At 33.4% G+C, this 19,399-nt stretch carries 26 protein-coding genes; 22 read left to right on the plus strand and 4 right to left on the minus strand.

Features of this window, described 5'->3' with window-relative positions; all coding sequences use genetic code 11:
• Positions 1-29 precede the first annotated feature (29 nt).
• A complete protein-coding gene (locus tag AXY_RS05960; protein WP_015009890.1) occupies positions 30-221 on the plus strand; it encodes a YqzE family protein in 192 nt (63 codons plus the stop codon).
• A gap of 2 nt (positions 222-223) precedes the next feature.
• Here the strand turns inward: AXY_RS05960 and AXY_RS05965 are convergent, their stop codons facing one another.
• The 3 genes from AXY_RS05965 to AXY_RS05975 all read right to left on the minus strand — a co-directional run bounded on the left by AXY_RS05965 (position 224) and on the right by AXY_RS05975 (position 3,247).
• Entirely contained in the window at positions 224-1,003 is a 780-nt protein-coding gene (locus AXY_RS05965; protein WP_015009891.1) for a YqhG family protein, read from the minus strand.
• On the minus strand, positions 981-2,621 hold the full coding sequence (locus AXY_RS05970) for a DEAD/DEAH box helicase (protein WP_015009892.1): 1,641 nt from the start codon (positions 2,619-2,621) through the stop codon (positions 981-983). Before AXY_RS05970 ends, AXY_RS05965 begins: the two co-directional genes overlap by 23 nt.
• Positions 2,622-2,830: 209 nt before the next feature.
• On the minus strand, positions 2,831-3,247 hold the full coding sequence (locus AXY_RS05975) for a rhodanese-like domain-containing protein (protein WP_015009893.1): 417 nt from the start codon (positions 3,245-3,247) through the stop codon (positions 2,831-2,833).
• A gap of 175 nt (positions 3,248-3,422) precedes the next feature.
• Between AXY_RS05975 and mntR the strand changes: the two genes are divergently transcribed.
• Complete coding sequence (gene mntR, locus AXY_RS05980; protein WP_015009894.1) at positions 3,423-3,842, plus strand: transcriptional regulator MntR; 420 nt, start codon at positions 3,423-3,425, stop codon at positions 3,840-3,842.
• A gap of 103 nt (positions 3,843-3,945) precedes the next feature.
• Entirely contained in the window at positions 3,946-4,833 is an 888-nt protein-coding gene (locus AXY_RS05985; protein ID WP_015009895.1) for a patatin-like phospholipase family protein, read from the plus strand.
• 87 nt (positions 4,834-4,920) lie between these two features.
• On the opposite strand, the gene AXY_RS05990 is transcribed toward AXY_RS05985, so the two are convergent.
• Positions 4,921-5,298 (minus strand): SA1362 family protein, encoded by a 378-nt coding sequence (locus AXY_RS05990; protein WP_015009896.1) that lies wholly within the window; start codon positions 5,296-5,298, stop codon positions 4,921-4,923.
• Between the two features lie 189 nt (positions 5,299-5,487).
• Here AXY_RS05990 and AXY_RS05995 point away from each other — a divergent pair, with 189 nt between their 5' ends.
• The 19 genes from AXY_RS05995 (at position 5,488) to AXY_RS06085 (ending at position 19,344) form a co-directional block, all read left to right on the plus strand.
• Positions 5,488-5,958: a YqhR family membrane protein gene (locus tag AXY_RS05995; RefSeq protein ID WP_015009897.1), complete on the plus strand. Its 471-nt coding sequence runs from the start codon at positions 5,488-5,490 to the stop codon at positions 5,956-5,958.
• 103 nt (positions 5,959-6,061) lie between these two features.
• Positions 6,062-7,123: a M24 family metallopeptidase gene (locus tag AXY_RS06000; protein ID WP_015009898.1), complete on the plus strand. Its 1,062-nt coding sequence runs from the start codon at positions 6,062-6,064 to the stop codon at positions 7,121-7,123.
• 36 nt (positions 7,124-7,159) lie between these two features.
• Complete coding sequence (efp, locus tag AXY_RS06005) at positions 7,160-7,720, plus strand: elongation factor P (protein ID WP_015009899.1); 561 nt, start codon at positions 7,160-7,162, stop codon at positions 7,718-7,720.
• A gap of 141 nt (positions 7,721-7,861) precedes the next feature.
• Positions 7,862-8,830 (plus strand): stage III sporulation protein AA, encoded by a 969-nt coding sequence (gene spoIIIAA, locus AXY_RS06010; protein ID WP_015009900.1) that lies wholly within the window; start codon positions 7,862-7,864, stop codon positions 8,828-8,830.
• Positions 8,775-9,284: a stage III sporulation protein AB gene (locus AXY_RS06015; protein WP_015009901.1), complete on the plus strand. Its 510-nt coding sequence runs from the start codon at positions 8,775-8,777 to the stop codon at positions 9,282-9,284. Before spoIIIAA ends, AXY_RS06015 begins: the two co-directional genes overlap by 56 nt.
• 16 nt (positions 9,285-9,300) lie before the next feature.
• Complete coding sequence (spoIIIAC, locus tag AXY_RS06020; protein ID WP_015009902.1) at positions 9,301-9,507, plus strand: stage III sporulation protein AC; 207 nt, start codon at positions 9,301-9,303, stop codon at positions 9,505-9,507.
• A 4-nt stretch (positions 9,508-9,511) separates the two neighbouring features.
• A complete protein-coding gene (spoIIIAD, locus tag AXY_RS06025) occupies positions 9,512-9,898 on the plus strand; it encodes a stage III sporulation protein AD (protein WP_015009903.1) in 387 nt (128 codons plus the stop codon).
• A gap of 25 nt (positions 9,899-9,923) precedes the next feature.
• Complete coding sequence (gene spoIIIAE / locus AXY_RS06030; protein ID WP_015009904.1) at positions 9,924-11,105, plus strand: stage III sporulation protein AE; 1,182 nt, start codon at positions 9,924-9,926, stop codon at positions 11,103-11,105.
• A gap of 12 nt (positions 11,106-11,117) precedes the next feature.
• On the plus strand, positions 11,118-11,726 hold the full coding sequence (gene spoIIIAF / locus AXY_RS06035) for a stage III sporulation protein AF (RefSeq protein WP_015009905.1): 609 nt from the start codon (positions 11,118-11,120) through the stop codon (positions 11,724-11,726).
• Positions 11,726-12,364, plus strand: coding sequence for a stage III sporulation protein AG (spoIIIAG, locus tag AXY_RS06040; RefSeq protein WP_015009906.1), 639 nt, complete (start codon positions 11,726-11,728; stop codon positions 12,362-12,364). The genes spoIIIAF and spoIIIAG overlap by 1 nt, the downstream gene beginning before the upstream one ends.
• Positions 12,365-12,955, plus strand: coding sequence for a SpoIIIAH-like family protein (locus AXY_RS06045; protein ID WP_015009907.1), 591 nt, complete (start codon positions 12,365-12,367; stop codon positions 12,953-12,955).
• A 176-nt stretch (positions 12,956-13,131) separates the two neighbouring features.
• Entirely contained in the window at positions 13,132-13,608 is a 477-nt protein-coding gene (gene accB / locus AXY_RS06050; RefSeq protein WP_015009908.1) for an acetyl-CoA carboxylase biotin carboxyl carrier protein, read from the plus strand.
• Positions 13,609-13,620: 12 nt separating this feature from the next.
• On the plus strand, positions 13,621-14,979 hold the full coding sequence (gene accC / locus AXY_RS06055; RefSeq protein WP_015009909.1) for an acetyl-CoA carboxylase biotin carboxylase subunit: 1,359 nt from the start codon (positions 13,621-13,623) through the stop codon (positions 14,977-14,979).
• 46 nt (positions 14,980-15,025) lie between these two features.
• Positions 15,026-15,415 carry an Asp23/Gls24 family envelope stress response protein gene (locus AXY_RS06060; RefSeq protein WP_015009910.1) on the plus strand — a complete coding sequence of 130 codons (390 nt, stop codon included), beginning with the start codon at positions 15,026-15,028 and terminating at the stop codon, positions 15,413-15,415.
• 206 nt (positions 15,416-15,621) lie between these two features.
• Positions 15,622-15,999, plus strand: a complete 378-nt coding sequence (gene nusB, locus AXY_RS06065; RefSeq protein WP_015009911.1) for a transcription antitermination factor NusB — start codon at positions 15,622-15,624, stop codon at positions 15,997-15,999.
• A 14-nt stretch (positions 16,000-16,013) separates the two neighbouring features.
• Complete coding sequence (folD, locus tag AXY_RS06070; RefSeq protein WP_015009912.1) at positions 16,014-16,871, plus strand: bifunctional methylenetetrahydrofolate dehydrogenase/methenyltetrahydrofolate cyclohydrolase FolD; 858 nt, start codon at positions 16,014-16,016, stop codon at positions 16,869-16,871.
• A 16-nt stretch (positions 16,872-16,887) separates the two neighbouring features.
• A complete protein-coding gene (xseA, locus tag AXY_RS06075; protein ID WP_015009913.1) occupies positions 16,888-18,237 on the plus strand; it encodes an exodeoxyribonuclease VII large subunit in 1,350 nt (449 codons plus the stop codon).
• On the plus strand, positions 18,230-18,457 hold the full coding sequence (gene xseB / locus AXY_RS06080; RefSeq protein ID WP_015009914.1) for an exodeoxyribonuclease VII small subunit: 228 nt from the start codon (positions 18,230-18,232) through the stop codon (positions 18,455-18,457). Before xseA ends, xseB begins: the two co-directional genes overlap by 8 nt.
• 2 nt (positions 18,458-18,459) lie before the next feature.
• Entirely contained in the window at positions 18,460-19,344 is an 885-nt protein-coding gene (locus tag AXY_RS06085) for a polyprenyl synthetase family protein (RefSeq protein WP_015009915.1), read from the plus strand.
• The last annotated feature ends 55 nt before the right edge of the window (positions 19,345-19,399 follow it).

Raw genomic sequence — 19,399 nt, forward strand, 5'->3', positions numbered from 1 at the left:
AGGATAAAGCTAAAAGGAGTTTTTTAATTATGGCTGATCAGACTTTTATCGAATTTATCATTGACTTAACAGTAGATTATTATCAAAAACCAAAAGAAGAGCGGATAAGACAAAGAGAGGAGAGGAAACAAAATCTTCACTCTCCTTATTCTCATAAATGGTTTGGTATGCTACCAACTATGTTAAAAGAAATTAAAAAAGATTATCGAAAGAAAAGCTAATGTTAACTATTTTGTTGTAAATAAAATAAACCACCATTAATGACTTCTAATTTAATTTTTGGTTGATAAATGGCTTGTAAATTTTCTTTTTCTTTTTCATAGTGGTCTTCATCCATATTTGGATTGCGCTCTTTAAAGTAATTTAGTAATTTGATTTCTTCTGTCAAACTACGATAAGAATCACTGGCCCATTCATGTGCTTGTCTTTGTAATTGATTGATTAAATAATTTTCAATTCGATCATAGCCATTTGTCGGTTTGATAATTGGCGTAATTAAATAGCAGAGATCAGGCACAGTGTTATTAAATTGTTTCGTTTTTAACATAAATATTGCTTGATCAATAATTGTTCCATTAATGAGATTAATGCCTAATGATAACAATTGTTCTGCTTGTTTTTTGCCTAAATAGGTCTGTTTAATATTAATAACTAACCATGGATACAACGGTGTTTGCTTCGTTGGCCTAATATTTTCATAAAGTTTACAATATCGCCCTTTTATTATAGTATCTTCTGCAATTTTTTGAAACCGATCTGTTGTGTAATAAATATAATCAATTTCTTTTGTTGCAGATGAGTGATTGGTTGTTATTTTTAATTGTAATGGTTGACCGGTTTGATTTAATTTACGAACATAGTGCCAATAAAACGGACGATTCATAAGTCGTTCATCCATTTCTTCTGTTAATTGAATCGAAATGGTATCATTAATCACTTCAACTTGACACTGACTTGCTGTAAAATAATCAACTAAAAAATCATGAAGATTCTCGATTTGCATCATCATCATCCTCAATACCTTCATATTGGTATTCTTGAATTACCTCTGCTAAATTATTAAGTTTAATTTTAATTTCTCCAATGCTTTGTGACTGATTCATGATTTGTGTGATCTCTTCATCGAATGAGTTTAAATTCAAGTCTGCTAGAATTTGATCAAGATCACCAACAACTCGCTCGAACAAATTAATTTTGTTATACAATAAGCTTAATACATGATCTTCTATTGTATCTGCCATTGAAAAGTTATAGATTTTCACATCGTGCTGCTGGCCATAACGGTGAATTCGGCCGATTCTTTGTTCGATTCTCATCGGATTCCATGGTAGGTCATAATTAATAAGGTGATGGCAAAATTGCAAGTTAATTCCCTCTCCGCCAGCCTCTGTTGCAATTAACACTTGTGCTTTATCTTTAAATAATTGTTTCATCCAATCTTTTTTGCCACGTTTAAATCCGCCACGAAAAGGAACAGAACTAATACCATGTTCTTTTAAAAGCCATTGTAAGTAGATTTGTGTTGCACGATATTCTGTAAAGACAATACATTTATCGTTAATCGATTTAATTAGTTCAACCAATTTAAGCGCCTTTGCATGATGTGGTAATTGCTGTAACTGATCGATCAAATATTTTGCTTCGTCTAGTTCTGATTTATTTAATGTCATATAAAGTGCTTCTCTAGATGAACAAAATTCACGTAAATGTAAAATTTTTGTCGCATTATTTGAAAAAATTGATGCTGATTCAAGTTCTTGATAAAATGCTCTTTCTTCATCCGAAAATGAAATCGTGATATTTTCAACTAACCGAGATTTCGTCTTTAATTGTGTATCTTGTCGTAAATGACGTACCATGACTTTTTGGATTAGCTTTTTTAGTTCTTGATCGAGTTCTTTCGAACCTTGGGTATATGTTTTTAAAAATGTATCTTGATCTCCTAAGAGACCAGGCTTTAATAGACTGACTAAATTAAATAGATCATCTAATTTATTCTGAATTGGTGTAGCTGTTAACAGTAAGCAGTATTTCTTTGAAATGGCTTGAGCAAATTGATAGTTTTTTGTTTGTTTATTTTTCAACTTGTGTGCTTCGTCAATTAATAGTAAATCATAATGTTGCTCCAAAATAATTTGCCGATGTGGATCTCTTTTGGCTAAGTCAATTGATGTAATTTGAATGTTATCAAGCGTCCAGTCTGGATTTTTCTTAGCAATAGTTGTTTTAATGAAGAACTTTTCATAAAGTTCACTTTGCCATTGGTTGACTAGAGACGCAGGGACAATTATCAGTGCCTTTTTAATTAATCTTCTTGTTAAATATTCTTTGATAATTAGTCCTGCTTCAATTGTTTTTCCTAAACCCACCTCATCTGCTAGTATTGCTCTACCATTCATTTCATTGATGACTTTCTCTGCTGTATTGATTTGATGGGGGAGAAAACTAACATTTTTCAGCAGATCTAATGCTGTTAATTGAGTAGAGTCAGGTATAAGTAATGTGTCAGAAATCTGATATGCACGTTGAAACCAATCCCAATTAGCTAAAGCTTGATTTTGATCTAACTGATTTAATAATTCATCCATAAATGTTCGATCTCTGATTAATTCAATATGCATATATCATCCAACCTACCTTTATCATAAACTAGATTTATTATATCCAGTTTGTAATAATCAATGTATTTCTCGTTTTAATTTGAGTAGTTTTTAAGCAAAAAAAAAGGAACTCATCAATGTGAGTCCCTTTATTCATTGTTTAGATTAGAAATTGGATTAAATAATGTAATGCTCTCTAATTAGTTGGATTTAATTAATGGATAATACGATTAATAATTAGGCTTATTTACCTTTTTAATTTTCCCATTCCAATGTTTAAAACCTTTATCTAAGTGAGAAATGTCCTGATAGCCTTCTTTATGAAGAATCCACGCAGCACGCTCAGATCTTGATCCAGATTGGCAATATAAATATACCGGTAAGTCTTTACGCAATTCTTTTGTACGTTGTTTTAATTGAGTTACAGGAATATTTCTTGCACCTAAAATATAACCCGCTTCATATTCATTTTTTTCACGAACATCAATCAATTGTGCCTTACGGTATCCTTTTTTAAACTCTTCCTCTGATAAAGTTGTTAAAATTTTCTTTGTTCTAAAATAGCGATAGCCAAGATAGACGATGTAAATAAGTAATAGTGATAGTATTACAATCCAATCCCAAGAGATTCCTAAAGTAAAAAACATATTGACTTCCCCTTTATTATAAACTGGTTCTATTATACGATAAAATTATGATTTTTCAAAATGAAACTCGTTACACACCTAGATCTAACTTGTCATAAATGTAAATTTCATGTATCCTTTAAGTGATAATTGAATTTTTATTCATCATTTATCATTTAAAAATTGGAGGATGTCTATGCCAACACCTAGTATGGAAGATTATATAGAGCAAATATATTTATTAATTGATACAAAGGGCTATGCACGAGTATCTGACATTGCGGAAGCACTTGATGTTCATCCTTCATCAGTTACTAAAATGGTTCAAAAATTAGATAAAGATGGTTATTTAAATTATGAAAAATACCGTGGCTTAGTATTAACAAAACGTGGTGAGAAGATAGGCGAACGCCTTGTGTATCGTCATGATTTGTTAGAGCAATTTTTGGAGATTATTGGTGTTGATGATGATAACATATATGAGGATGTTGAGGGGATTGAGCACCACTTAAGTTGGAATGCAATTGATCGAATTGGTGATCTTGTCCAATACTTCAAGTCCAATCCAGATCGTAGAGATGAATTAATGCAGTCATGGAATCAATTAGATGATTAGTCAAATAAATGGGGTGATACCAATAAGTAATCACCTCTTTTTTGTGCTTTAAACCTCAGCTCATGCATAAATTTTATTATTAGCTAATTAAAGGAGCATGAGTATGAAAATTGATGCTGTATTTTCAGGTGGTGGGGTAAAAGGCTTTGCTTTTATTGGTGCGTTAGAAGCGTTAGAGGAGAAAAATTATCAAATTGTTCGATGTGCAGGGAGTTCGGCCGGTGCAATCGTTGCTGGATTATTGGCTGCTGGATATAAAGTTAGTGAATTGAATCAGATCATGCTCAATAAAGATCTAAAAGAGTTGTTAGACAGTACAAGGCTAGAACGCTACCTTCCATTTTTAAAATGGATTGCACTTTATCGAAGTTATGGACTATATAAAGGTCATTTATTTGAGAAATGGCTCGAAGAGATGTTAGCAAAAAAGGGTGTTCGTACTTTCGCTGATTTAGAGGAAGGTCAACTCAAATTAACTGCTGCGGATTTATCACTTGGTCGCTTAGTCATTCTTCCTGATGATTTAAGAGAGGTTTATGGATTATCTCCTGATACTTTTTCTGTTGCGAAGGCCATCCGAATTAGTGCTGGATTACCTTATTTTTTCCGTCCAATCAAAATATATGATCAAGAAGCAAAAAAGCATCTCATGGTTGATGGAGCTTTACTTAGTAGCTTGCCATTATGGCTCTTTAAAAGAAAAGGGAGAAAACAACTACGTCCTGTAATAGGATTTCAACTACAATCAAAGGAAAAATATTTTACTAACTTTGAGATAAATAATGGTTTGCAATTTAGTAAGACACTAATCGGAACGATGAGACATGCACAAGATTTACGTTACATTTCTAAAATCGACCAACCTAATATTGTATTTCTTGATACAGACCATGTTAATGTCGCTGATTTTAGTTTATCAAAACAAGATCGTGAAAAAATGATTGAAACAGGAAAGTTAAAAACGATGGAATTCTTAAAAACGTCCTTGTGACACAAAAAAATAAACTAACCTAAGTTTTTTGTATAGGTTAGTTTATTTTTTGATTAAATGAGTTATTTTTGTGTAGCTCATTTAAAACTATAAAGATAAAGGATCATTTTTCGTTGACTTTTTTCCGTCAATAACACGTAAATGCGGGGGATTTGGCTTTTTCTTATTAGAAATAGAGGTTACTTTCTTTAAATGAGTATTAACCATTTGTTGCTTGCTTTTGTGTTGGTATCGTTTTCGTGATTGCTTTGCTGCTTTCCGGTACTTTCTTAATTCATCTTGGTTAATCCTTCGACGATATAAAAACAAGTATCGAAATAAGAAAACTGAACCGACGATAGTCGCAATGATTAATGTGCCTTTTAAGAATGTCATTGAACTTGAAAATAGTAAAGTCAACAATCCAAGCAAGGCAAATGGCATTATAATTAAAATAATCGGAGAAATTTGTGTTTTGTTCCTCATCTCAAAACCTCTTTTCTTAAAATGTTAGTGACTAATATTACAATTTGATCGATTCATATTTGATTATTATCGTGTTATTTTATGATTAACTATTGTCTAGTATTGACAGATCGTTAAACTTTATACAAATATCACCATCAAATGCATATCAATTTATAACTTGGTAAAAATAAATTTGAGGTGATAGTGATGCAAGAGTTAAAAAAGAAAAAAGAGTCTAATATAGATTTAATCAAGCGAGTAGCGATAACGGGATTTTTTGCAGGTATCATTTGGCCAACACTGTGGGCAATATTAAACTATTTTAATTTTACGGAATTATCACCGAGTTCATTTGTGCTTGAATTAGTGTTTGATGCAAAGTGGATTAGTCGTTGGTATGGCCAAATTATATCCATACTTTTTCTAAGTCTAATGTCAATATTAGTAGCTTATATTTATTATTGGTTATTTAGGAAGTTAACTGGTATTTTACCAGGGATAATTTATGGGGTTGTGCTCTGGTTACTTCTTATTCTAATTAGTTCAAGCTTATTTGTCCATATACCAAGTCTAAATGAGCAAAATGTTAACACTATTGTCACAATGTTAGCTTTGTTTATTTTATATGGAGTATTTGTTGGCTATACGATCTCTTATGATTTTTTAGATCAATCATAAAAATTTATCTGAAGATTATGCCATAAATTATCGTCAAAATTATGTCTAATATGGTACACTAACATGTAGTGACTTAGGATTAAATTGAAGGGTGGACACATACATGACGAAGCTAACAAAATTTAGACAAGCATTAGTTGAACACAATTTAGATGGTTTAATTATAACAAATGCATATAATCGTCGATATTTAACAGGTTTTACTGGTACAGCGGGAATTGCTTTAATCACTAAAGATGAACAATTATTCATTACAGATTTCCGCTATACTGAGCAAGCAGCTGAGCAAGCTGTTGGATTTGAAATAATTCAACATAAACAATCAATTGTTCAAGAACTTTCAGAACAAATTAAAAAACGGTCACTTAAAACAGTAGGTTTTGAACAAGATGATATTTCTTTTGCAACTTATCAACAATATAAAGAGGCTATCTCAGCAGAATTAGTACCTACATCACAAATTGTTGAAGGGATTCGCATGATTAAAACTGATGAAGAATTACAAATCATGTATAAAGCAGCAGAAATTGCTGATCTTGCTTATGAACATGTCTTAAAAACTGTTGAACCAGGTATGACTGAAATTGAAGTATCCAATATGCTTGAATTTGAAATGAGAAAGCATGGCGCTACTGAATCAAGTTTTGATATTATTGTGGCATCAGGATATCGTTCTGCATTACCACATGGTGTAGCTAGTGACAAAAGAATTGCAGAAGGTGAATTGGTTACGCTTGATTTTGGTGCATTGTATAATGGCTATTGCTCTGATCTTACTCGCACATTTGCAGTTGGGGAAATTTCAGAACAGCTACACGAAATATATGATACTGTGTTACAGGCCCATTTAAATGCTTTAGGTGGAATTAAAGCTGGTATGACTGGTCAGGAAGCAGATGCTCTTGCTCGTAATTATATTAAAGACAAAGGTTTTGGTGAATACTTTGGTCACGGTACAGGACATGGTTTAGGCTTAGAAGTACATGAGGAACCTCGATTATCACCAACTGGAAAAATGGTCTTAAGAGAAAATATGGTTGTGACTGTTGAACCAGGAATTTATATACCAAATGTCGGTGGTTGCCGTATTGAAGATGATATTGTAATTACTACCGAAGGAAATAAGAGCTTAAACAAAGCACCAAAACAGTTAATTATTCTATAATTATTAATTTGAAAAGGCTTTAGGGAGGATTATTAAATGATTTCAGTAAACGATTTTAAAACAGGCGTAACAATTGAGGTTGAAAATGATATTTGGCAAGTTATTGAATTCCAACACGTAAAACCAGGTAAAGGTGCTGCATTCGTTCGTTCAAAATTAAAGAACTTAAGAGATGGACATGTTCAAGATAAAACATTCCGCGCAGGAGAGAAAGTAGCACGAGCACATATTGATAGACAAGACATGCAATATTTATATGAATCAGGTGGCTTGTACACATTTATGAACATGGAAACATATGAGCAAATTGAAATTCCAAAAAATCAAATTGAACATGAAGTTAATTTCTTAAAAGAAAATATGGAAGTTAACGTTATTTCATTCCATGGAGAAATCTTAGGCGTTAACTTACCAAACAACATTGAATTAACTATTGTTGAAGCCGATCCAAACGTAAAAGGGAACACAGTTAGCGGTGGTTCAAAATCAGCTGTATTAGAAACAGGACTTACCATTCAAGTACCAATGTTCATTAATGAAGGCGATAAAGTAATCGTCAGCACTTCAGATGGAAAATATATTTCACGCGTTAACTAATTGATTAAATAGATTAAGTAGAAGGACATTAACTCTACTTAATCTATTTTTTTATTAATTGCATGATCTGGATTGTCATAATCAAAGCCAAAGTTCATATATTAGAATGAGTAAAGATGCTAGCTAAGTGAGGGTAGAAATGTGGAACAGAGTATAGCAAGATTATTTCCGGAAAAGTATCGCCAAAGAATTTTACTAGCTATTCAAGAACATAGAGACAATATGGAAGAAATCAGGGTGAGACTAAATCGTCCACTTGAATTAGTCTTAAAATCTGGTTATGCCACGTTAGATGAATTAATACCTGATGAGTCTGATGGACAATATATATTAAATCAATTAAGTGGTTATTCACGATATAAATTTGAAGAAGAATTAAAGCAGGGGTATATTACGATTGCTGGTGGTTATCGAGTAGGAATCGTTGGACGAACTGTATTAGAAAAAGGATCAATTAAACAAATTCAATCAATTTCATCATTCAATATAAGAATGGCTTCTGAAAAAATTGGTATCGCTCAGCCGATCATTAATTCCTTAGTCAAACAAAGTAGCTATTATAACACATTGATTGTTGGACCACCTCAATCTGGAAAAACAACCTTGATTAGAGATATTTCACGATTAATTGGGACAGGCTGGGGACATATGGAAGCAAAAAAAGTAGGAATTGTTGATGAACGTTCTGAAATTGCTGGATCCAGGAATGGTATACCATTTTACCAAGTTGGTAAACGAACAGATGTTTTGGATAATTGCCCTAAGTCAGAAGGGATGATGTTAATGATCCGATCAATGTCACCCGACATCATTATAGTTGATGAAATAGGTTCTGTTCGCGATATAGAGGCAATCCAAGAGGTTATTCGTTCAGGTGTTGGATTAGTTTGTACTTTGCACAGTGATAGTTATCAATCTATTAAACAAAGCAAGCATCTTAAGCCAATAATTGAAAATCAATTCTTTCAAAGATATTTAGTATTATCAAGAAATAAAAAGATTACCATCTTAGATCATGAGGGGAAAACATTAGGCTTAAATCGGAGGTTAACTAATGAACTTGATTGGGGCAATTCTTTTAATCATCGCAACCTCACTAATTGGATTTGAGAAGGCAGCACGATTAAAAAAAAGACCTGATCAAATCCTACAATTTAAAGGTGCATTGCAAGTGATGGAAGCGGAAATTCTCTATAGTCAACGATTACTTGCTGATGTCTGTTTACAAATATCAACTCAAATTCCCGCACCCGTATCACACTTTTTCAGAAAGATAGGGGAGGAAATAGGGCATCACCATGATTTGCCAAAGCTTTGGATTGATGAATTAAAGCACCTCTTAAGTTATTCAGCTCTAAAACATGATGAAATAAATGTGTTAAAACAATTTGGACAGACACTTGGGCATTTTGATTTAATTAATCAACAAAAGCAAATTCAATTAGCGATTGTGCATTTAGATCGAATTTTAATAGAAGCTCAAAATGAGTACTTAATTTTTAGTAAAGTTTATCGTGGAATAGGTGTTTTATCTGGCATATTAATTGCACTAATATTGATGTAGAGAGGAGCAAAACGAGATGTATCAGGACGCCTCCATAATATTTCAAATTGCAGGAATAGGGATCATTGTTGCGATGATTCATACGATATTAAAGCAAATGGGTAAAGAGGAGTATGCGCAATTTATTACATTAGTTGGGTTTATCATCGTCTTAATGATGGTGATTGATCGAATTGCTGATCTATTCCAGCAAATTAGAACAATCTTTTTATTTAAAGGGTAAACTCATGCAACTTATCCAAGTGATATTAATTGGAATTGTTACAACGCTATTAATTACATTAATAAAGTCATATCAACCTACATTTGCTTTGGTATTAGTGATGATTACCTCTCTATTTTTATTTTATTTTATTATTGTACCGCTAGGTGAAATTATCGACTTGATGAGATCGTTATTTAGTCGATTTAGAATAGATTCGCTTTACTTAGAAACAGTGTTTCAAATTGTCGGAATAGCCTATTTAACGGAATTAGGATCTCAATTAACTAAAGATGCTGGCTTGAACTCAATTTCAAGCAAAATAGAGCTAGTTGGGAAAATATCAATTATATTTGTATCAATCCCCATACTAACAGCAATTATTGAAACAATCATTCACTTACTTCCTTAACGAATAGTTCTTACAGGAGGCTATTATGACGAAATGTCTTAATGTGTTGATTTTTTGTATTCTACTTTGTTTAATATTTCAAATTGATGTACAGGCAGAGTCTGTTGATTCAAATGATGTGAGTATACAACCAGATAGTTTACTAGATGAAATAGATGTTAGTGAATTAGAGTCCTATTGGTCTGACGTCAGGAGTGACTACTCTAAATTTATTCCCAATGTTGATAGATTAACAGTAAGAGACTTAATCACAAATCAAGGTCAGCTTACATTCATCGATTGGGTAATAGCGATCATACAACTACTTGGACAAGAGATCTTCCTAAATGGACAATTACTTGGTCAGCTAATCTTAATTGCAATTATCTCCGCACTACTAAAAAACATTCAATCTTCTTTCCAATCAAATACAGTAACAGTTGTTGCAAACTTTGTTTTAATGATGATCTTAACAACAATAGCCGTCTCTAGCTTTACCGTCATTAGTGAGCTTATTATCGACACGATTAGCAAAATGCACAATTTTATTATTGCGATCTTACCACTAATTTTAGGATTAATGGCTATGTTAGGTGGTGTGTTTTCAGCATCATTTTTTCATCCACTGATTATTTCCTTTTTATATTTCATAGTTGTACTTGTTGATAAAGTCGTTTTAGTGCTAATTTTCTTATCGTTAGTATTACATTTAGTTAGTCAAATGAATCAAACATTTCAACTGACTAAATTAGCAGATCTACTAAGGAAAATAAGCTTAGGCTTGTTGTTTATGAGTCTGACAATTTTTTTAACGATTTTATCAGCCAAAGGAACGATTACTGCGGTTCAAGATGGTTTGGGAATCAAAACAGCTAAATTTGTTACAAATAATTTTATTCCTGTTGTTGGACGGATGCTTTCTGAAGCAACTGATACGATCTTCGCTACTACTCAAGTGATTAAAAATGGATTAGGTCTATTTGGTCTAATAACAATTTTATTAGTCGTCTGTTTACCAATAATAAAAGTAGCTGTAATCGGTGGATTTTATAAGTTTGCTGCAGCGATACTTCAGCCAATTGGTGACGATCAAGTCGTAAAAAGTATTTCAATTATCTCAGATCACGTTTTCTATTTATTAGCTATTCTCGTTGTCGTATCATTTATGTTTTTAATGATAATCGTCGTTTTATTAATTGCTAGTAATTTAACTTTAATGATTAGGTAGGGGGATGATCACTTGAGTCTATTAACTAATTGGATTACTCAAATGATTATTCTATTGCTCATTATGATGATCACAACAATGATCTTACCGGATAAACACATGAAAAAATATGCGCAATTTAGTTTATCTCTCATGTTTATCTTTCTCTTTATCCAACCCGTTTCTGCAATTTTTAATGTCAATTTCTCGCATGAATCAGCAAAAATGGTTGAGTCATTGTTTGGTACGATTACAAAAGATAATTTAGAAAATGAAGTAGATCTGAAAAAAAAAGAAATACAAGCTACACATGATGCATATGTTATAGATGAGATGGAAAAACAACTGATGCAACAAATGAAAGACGAATTTGCTCATCAATTTAACTATTCAATAATCGATGTAGATATCTTTGTAGAAGACGAGCATGACATTAACCCAGATGAGATTATCTTTCATTTTACTCTAGCAGAATCAAACCAATATATTTCAGAAGTTAAACCAGTCATTATTTCTACAATTGATCATACGATTGAACAAGAAAACGAATTGAGCAGTCAAGATCAATTAATACTAGCTTGGTTAAGTCATGAGCTTGGTATTACTCAAGATCAAGTGCAAATTTCATGGGAGGGGGGATGATGTTGGACAATCCTATCAAAAAAATAACAGAATGGTTCAAAAAAACTTCGGATTCAAATATGAGCAAATCAAACTACTTAATCATTTTAGCATGCATTGGGGTAATCATGCTGATCATCAGTCAATTATTCTCTAAGCCTAATCAGCCTGAAGTCGAAGAGTATGGATTAATACAAACAGACACACAAGAAATAGAAGCTGCTACGAAACAAAAAAGTAACGATCCACTTATTGAATTGGAACAAGCCTATCAAGCAGATTTAGCTGCAATGCTCGAAAAAATTTCTGGAATTTCAAATGTTGAAGTAATGGTAAATTTAGATGCTACTGGGGAAACGATTTATGAAAAGAATTTAATTGTTGGAACACAAACTACAGTTGAGTCAGATCAAGGTGGCGGGACCCGTAACATTGATGACTTAACAGAAGAACAACAAGTAGTCATTATTAGACAAGGCGATCAGGAGGTACCATTAATCGTTCAAAATAAAAAACCAACAGTAAGGGGTGTCCTAGTTGTAGCAAATGGAGTTGAGGAAATCCAAATAAAACAATGGGCAACTGAAGCAGTTTCACGTGTTTTAAATGTCCCTCCTCATCGAATATCTATTATGCCTAGAAGCAAAGGAGAGAGTTAAATGTTAAAAAAACAAACGGTATGGTTATTAACATTGCTAAGTTTAACAATTGTATTAAGCGTTTTTTACATGAATTCGCCAGATTCAGATGATTTTTCTTTTGTGTTTCAGGAAAAGTCGAAAGAGGATACAGAGAAGACAGCTGGTGATCTTTCTGATCTTAACCAAAATCTAACATCTACATCAGATTTAGAAGGAACGGACCTTGAGGATATGGTTTCATCTGTTTCAACAGAAGATGATTTGTTTACATTAATTCGTATGGAATTAGCACAATCTAGAAGTAGCCAAATGGAAAAATTAGAATCTGTAGTTGCTTCAGGAACAGCATCAGCTGATGAGAAAAATACAGCATTTGAAGAATTAACAAGAATAAATCAACTATCAACAAAGGAATTAATCGTTGAAGAAAGCCTTAAAGCTGAATACGGTTATCCAGATGTCTTGGTTAGATCAATGGAAGATACGGTTATTGTAACAGTTAAAACAGATCAATTGTCCGATAAAGAAGCAAATGAAATAATGAGAACTGTTTATGACGAATTTGGTGCATTACAAGTTGAAGTGAAGTTCCAACCATCAAATTCATAAAAACATTTATGATAAGGATACAAAATCAGTAATCACAAGTGATTTGTGGTTACTTTTTTTATTAATTAAAAGAATAGTTGAAGTTTTATCAATATTCTAATAGAATATTAAGAGTAATGTTTAGTACCTGTTATTAATATTAGTCTATCATAAAATTCAATCAAAGAGGTGGAACAATGTTATCGATTGATGAAATTAAAGCGTTAATAAAAGCATTAGATGAATCATCTGTTGATGAAATGGTATATGAAGCAGATAATCAAAAGTTAAAATTAAAAAAACATACGGCACCAGCTTATAAACAAGATACTGTTCAATATTTACCACAAGCAGTGATTGAGCCGATTCAAAGCAATCAAGATAATCAAGTTTATCAAGCAGCATCGGAGCAGACAGAAGCTGAGGCACATTATGATTATGAAATTACTTCTCCAATGGTTGGGACATTTTATCGATCTGAATCTCCAGATAGTGGTCCATATATTTCTGTTGGTGAACAAATAAGCAAAGGCACGATTGTTTGCATGATCGAAGCGATGAAATTGTTTAATGAAATTGAATCAGATGTGAACGGTGAGGTTGTAGAAGTCGTTGCTGAAAATGGAGAGCTTGTTGAATATGGTCAGCCTCTATTTAGAATTAAACTAAAGTAGGAGGTTGGTAATGTGTTTAAGAAAATCTTAATTGCCAATCGCGGTGAAATTGCTGTTCGGATTATTAGAGCATGTAAAGAGCTTGGTATTGAAACTGTGGCAATCTACTCAGAAGCTGATGCTGACGCACTACATGTCCAGTTAGCTGACGAGGCGTATTGTATTGGTCCAGCAAATAGTTCTGAGAGCTATTTGAATTTCACTCCAATTATGAGTGTTGCTAATTTAACAGGAGCAGAAGCGATTCACCCTGGTTACGGATTTTTAGCAGAGAATCCTGATTTTGCTGAACTGTGTGATAAATGCAATATCACTTTTATTGGTCCTAGTGTATATGCGATTCAAAAAATGGGAACAAAGGATATTGCAAGGAAAACGATGGAGGACGCTGGTGTACCTATTGTTCCAGGAACAAATGGAGTGATTAAGGATATTAAAGAGGCGAGCGATTTTGCTGAGCAGATTGGCTATCCAGTAATTGTTAAGGCGACTGCTGGTGGTGGGGGTAAGGGAATTCGTGTCGTAAGAGATCCACAAGACTTAATCAAAGCGATTAAAGTAACTGAACAAGAAGCGGAACAAGCATTTGGGAACCCAGGTGTCTATTTAGAAAAATTTATTGAAGATTTCTCACATGTTGAAATACAAATACTAGCTGATAACTATGGTAATGTGATACACTTAGGTGAGAGAGACTGCACAGTCCAACGCCGATTGCAGAAGTTAATTGAAGAAACACCATCTCCCGCAATCAATGAGGAAATTCGCAAACAAATGGGAGAGGCCGCTATTAAAGCAGCCAAAGCTGTAAACTACTCTGGTGCCGGAACAATTGAATTCATTTTTGATAAAAGTTCTAATGAATTCTATTTTATGGAAATGAATACGCGAATTCAAGTTGAGCATCCTGTTACAGAAATGGTGACAGGCATTGACTTAATTAAAGAGCAAATTAAAATTGCAAATAATCAGCCGCTAGATTTTAAACAATCGGATGTTAAACTAAGTGGCTGGGCAATTGAATGCCGGATTAATGCAGAAGACCCATATCGTGATTTCTTACCGAATCCAGGGCAAATCGAGCTGTATTTACCGCCAGGTGGTTTAGGTGTTAGAGTAGATTCTGCTGCGTACCCGGGATATATTATCCCACCTTATTACGATTCAATGATTGCTAAACTCATTACTTATGGTCAAACGAGAGATGAAGCAATTGAGCGAATGAAACGAGCGTTAAGTGAATTTTATGTTGAGGGTATCTCAACAACAATTCCTTTCCATCAAAAAGTTATGGAACATTCGGTATTCCTATCAGGTAATTTTAATACGAAATTCCTTGAATTAAATCCGATTCTCGATGATGTAAGGTAATAAGGGCATATGTGCAGTGCTGATAATGTTAAAGGAGTGGAGCATTTTGAGCGAAGAAACAATTTTAAATGTCAGTGAAGACGCAAGTTTAGGTAAAGTAGAGATAGCACCTGGAGTGATAGAAGTTATTGCAGGAATAGCAACGACTGAAATTGAAGGTGTATACTCACGTAGAGGAAATTTTGCAACAGACGTTGCAGAAAGATTTGGTTTAAAGACACATACTAAAGGTATTAAAGTCGAGCTAACAGACACAGGCGTAACAATTGATGTATATGTTGTGTTTAATTATGGTGTTACAATTCCACTAGTTGCTCAAAAAGTTCAACAAAATATTAGACAACAATTAAAAACAATGACTGCATTAGAAATAGAAGAAATTAATGTTCATGTCGTTGGTGTTCACATGGATAAAGAAGAAAGTCAAAGTGAATAACATTAGTGATGCTAAAGGACCCTAGAGATTTATTCTAAGGGTCTTTTCGTTGCTTTTTAGAACGTGCCAATTCAAGGTAAATTTATCTTTTTGATTGATATATTATTGCAAAATCTATTTTTTAATATAAAGCATTGTGCTATGATAATATTTTATAGTATCGTTTATAATACAAACAAGAATAGACGTGAGCAAGGAGAATACAAATGAATCGTAGACTTGGAAGAGAAAAAGCTTTTCAAGTGCTTTTCTCATTAGATAATGAAGATTTTGATGTGGATAGCGCAATTGAACATATTTTAGAGGAAGAACCTAATGAATTTGTTAGAACGCTAATTTATGGAGTAGTTAGAGAAAAAGAATCAATAGATAAAAAAATCACTGAGCATTTAGAAAATTGGACGCTAGATCGGTTAGCATATGTAGAAAAAGCACTTCTTCGTATGGCGGTGTTTGAAATGTTTTCTGATCTTGATACACCAAAAGGTGTTGTCATTAACGAAGTCATTGAAGTTGCTCATATTTACGGAGATGAGAAGTCAGGCCAATTTATTAATGGTGTATTAGCAAAAATTAATAAATAAAGGGGATGTTTTATATGTCAGCAGAAATAATTTATGGTGATCAACTTTCACAAACATTACGTGATCAAATGAAAACAGAGCTCGCTAATTTGAAAAAGAAAGGTATTCATCCTAAGTTAACTGTTATTTTGATAGGAGATCACCCAGCATCGCGCTCATATGTTTCGGGAAAACAAAAAGCTGCGGAATATATTGGTATGGACTCGGAATTATTACAGCTTTCATCTGAAACGACAGAAGAAGAATTGCTTAGTTTAATTTATGAGTTAAATCAAGACGATAGTGTTAACGGCATCTTAGTACAGCTACCACTTCCGACTCATATTAATGAACAACGTGTCATTGAAGCAATAAGTCCGATTAAAGATGTTGATGGTTTTCACCCTATTAATATTGGGAAAATGATGACTAATCAAGAAACATTTTTACCTTGTACGCCTTACGGAATTTTAACTATGCTACAAATGAACAAAATTGACATAGCAGGTAAACATGCAGTTGTCATTGGAAGAAGTAACATCGTTGGAAAACCTGTTGGCCAATTACTATTAAATGAAAATGCTACGGTAACTTATTGCCATTCGAGGACAACTAATATGAAAGAGTTGGTTCAAGCAGCTGATATTGTTATCGTTGCTGTTGGACGAGCTAATATGATCGACGCATCATACATTAAAGAAGGAGCAGTTGTCATTGACGTTGGTATTAATCGTTTAGAAGATGGAACATTGACTGGTGATGTTGATTTTGATTCTGTCAAAGAAAAGGCAGGATATTTAACACCAGTTCCTAAAGGTGTTGGACCGATGACGATTACAATGCTGTTAAAGAATACAATTAAAGCAGCTCTTAACCAATGCTCGCATGAATAATAAAGGTGTGATCAATGTGTCAGAAAGATATTTAACTGTAACAGCACTAACTCGTTACATAAAAAGAAAATTCGAACTTGACCAACATTTAACTACCGTCTGGTTAAAAGCAGAAATATCAAACTTTAAGCTCCATAGTAGAGGGCATATGTATTTTACGCTAAAAGACGATCAATCAAGAATTTTAGCCGTAATGTTTGCCGGTTATAATCGTTCATTGAGATTTCAACCTGAAGACGGTATGCATGTCATTGTTAAAGGTGAGGTAAGTGTTTACGAAGCAGCAGGCCAATATCAGCTTTACGTTCATGATATGATCCCTGACGGCGTAGGTGCATTACATTTAGCTTTTGAACAATTGAAACAAAAGCTTTCAAATGAAGGATTATTTGATGAGACAAGAAAAAAATCAATTCCTTCATTTCCAGAACACATTGGCATCATTACTTCACCTACAGGAGCTGCAATCAAGGATATTTTATCGACAATTAACAGACGATTTCCGATTGTAAAGATATCCGTTTTTCCTGCGCTTGTTCAAGGCGAACAAGCCAAATTTGATCTGGTTAATAAAATTAATCAAGCTAATCAAATGGAGTCAATCGATACATTAATTGTTGGACGTGGTGGAGGATCGATAGAAGAATTATGGCCTTTTAACGAAGAGATAGTTGCTCGAGCGATCGCAAATTCACGAATCCCAATAATTTCAGCAGTTGGTCATGAAACTGACACTACAATTGCTGACTTTGTTGCTGATTTAAGAGCAGCTACACCGACAGCAGCCGCTGAATTAGCTGTTCCTAACTTGGTAGATTTAATTGATCGAACAAATAATCTAAAACGAGTGCTCCATAATCAATTTAGTACAATAATTAATAAAAAGCATGAGCAACTCAATAAATTAAAATCAAGTACTGCTTTTCAATATCCAAAACAGTTAATTTTCCAAAAGGAACAAGAATTAGATCGTCTAGTTGAGAGGCTAGAAAAGAACACGACTCAACTGATTCAAAATAAAAAGGATATTTATCAAGAGACAAGAACACGATTTAAACTAAATAATCCTGAGCATCAATTAAAGTCCTATCAGCAAAAAATGAACTTTCTAAGACAGAATTTACACAATCATTTTCAAAAACAATTTGATCATAAAGTTACACAATTTGATCGGTATTTAAACAAGCTCATGCTATTAAGCCCACTACATACGATGAAACGTGGCTATTCAATTGGTTATGATCAATCAGGTAATATTATAAAATCAGTTAATCATGTTGAATTAGGTGATCGTATGACGTTGAGGCTAGCTGACGGAACAATCGAATCCGAAATTACACATATTGAGGAGAATTCAAATGACTGATAATAAAAGAACCTTTGAATCAACAATGGCTGAATTAGAAGCAATCGTAAAGAAACTTGAGGCTGATGATGTACCTTTGGAAGATGCGATATCTTATTATGAAAAAGGCATGAGACTATCTAAATGGTGTGATGAAAAATTGGCCCAAGTTGAAAAACAAATGGCAAACATTATTACTGAAGAAGGTGAGATAAAACCAATTGATCTTGAGGAGGAATAGAGATGAACTTTAATTTTAGAAATTATTTAGAGGCAAATCTTGAATTTATTAATCATTCCCTAATTGAATCAATTGAAAAGTTATCGATCCCGTCAACACTTAAAGCCTCGATGCTATACTCGATTAAAGCTGGTGGTAAACGAATCCGACCAATTTTAATGATAGCAAGCGTAGAGGCATTTGGTGGTAAGAAAGAAGATGTACTTCCTGCCGCTATCGCACTTGAGTTAGTGCATACATACTCTTTAATTCATGATGATTTACCTGCAATGGACGACGATAATCTACGTAGAGGACAACCAACGAATCATATTGAATTTGGCGAAGCTACAGCAATTTTAGCGGGTGATTCTTTATTAACACTTGCCTTTCAGGTAATTAGTGAAGCTGAAAACCTTACAGCGGAACAAAAGGTCACTATTATCAAGCGATTAAGCATGGCGTCTGGTCCAACAGGAATGGTTGCAGGCCAGATTTTAGACCTTGAAGCAGAAGAAAGACAAGTAAATTTATCAGAATTAGAGCAAATACATCGATTAAAAACTGGAGAGCTACTTATTTTCGCAGTTGAAATAGGAGCATATCTTGCAGGTGCAGCACAAGAACAACTAAAAGCAATCCGAGAATTCGGTCATCATATTGGTTTAATTTTTCAGATTCAAGATGATATACTTGATATAGAAGGCGATGAGCAGAAACTTGGTAAAGCAGTCGGTAGTGACCAGGAAAATAAGAAAAGTACTTATCCGAAGTTATTAGGAATTGAAGGTGCATTACAGGCTAAAGCAGCTAATATTAAACAAGCTGAAGCATCGCTAAATCAAGCTCAAATTGCTAACTCAACACTTCATGCTTTTATTGATTATATTAGTAACCGTGAATCATAAATTTTGCTCGATCTGATCACTTTAATTAGTGATGAATAAAATAAACAAGTCGAAA

Source organism: Amphibacillus xylanus NBRC 15112 (assembly GCF_000307165.1).
Lineage (GTDB): Bacteria > Bacillota > Bacilli > Bacillales > Amphibacillaceae > Amphibacillus > Amphibacillus xylanus.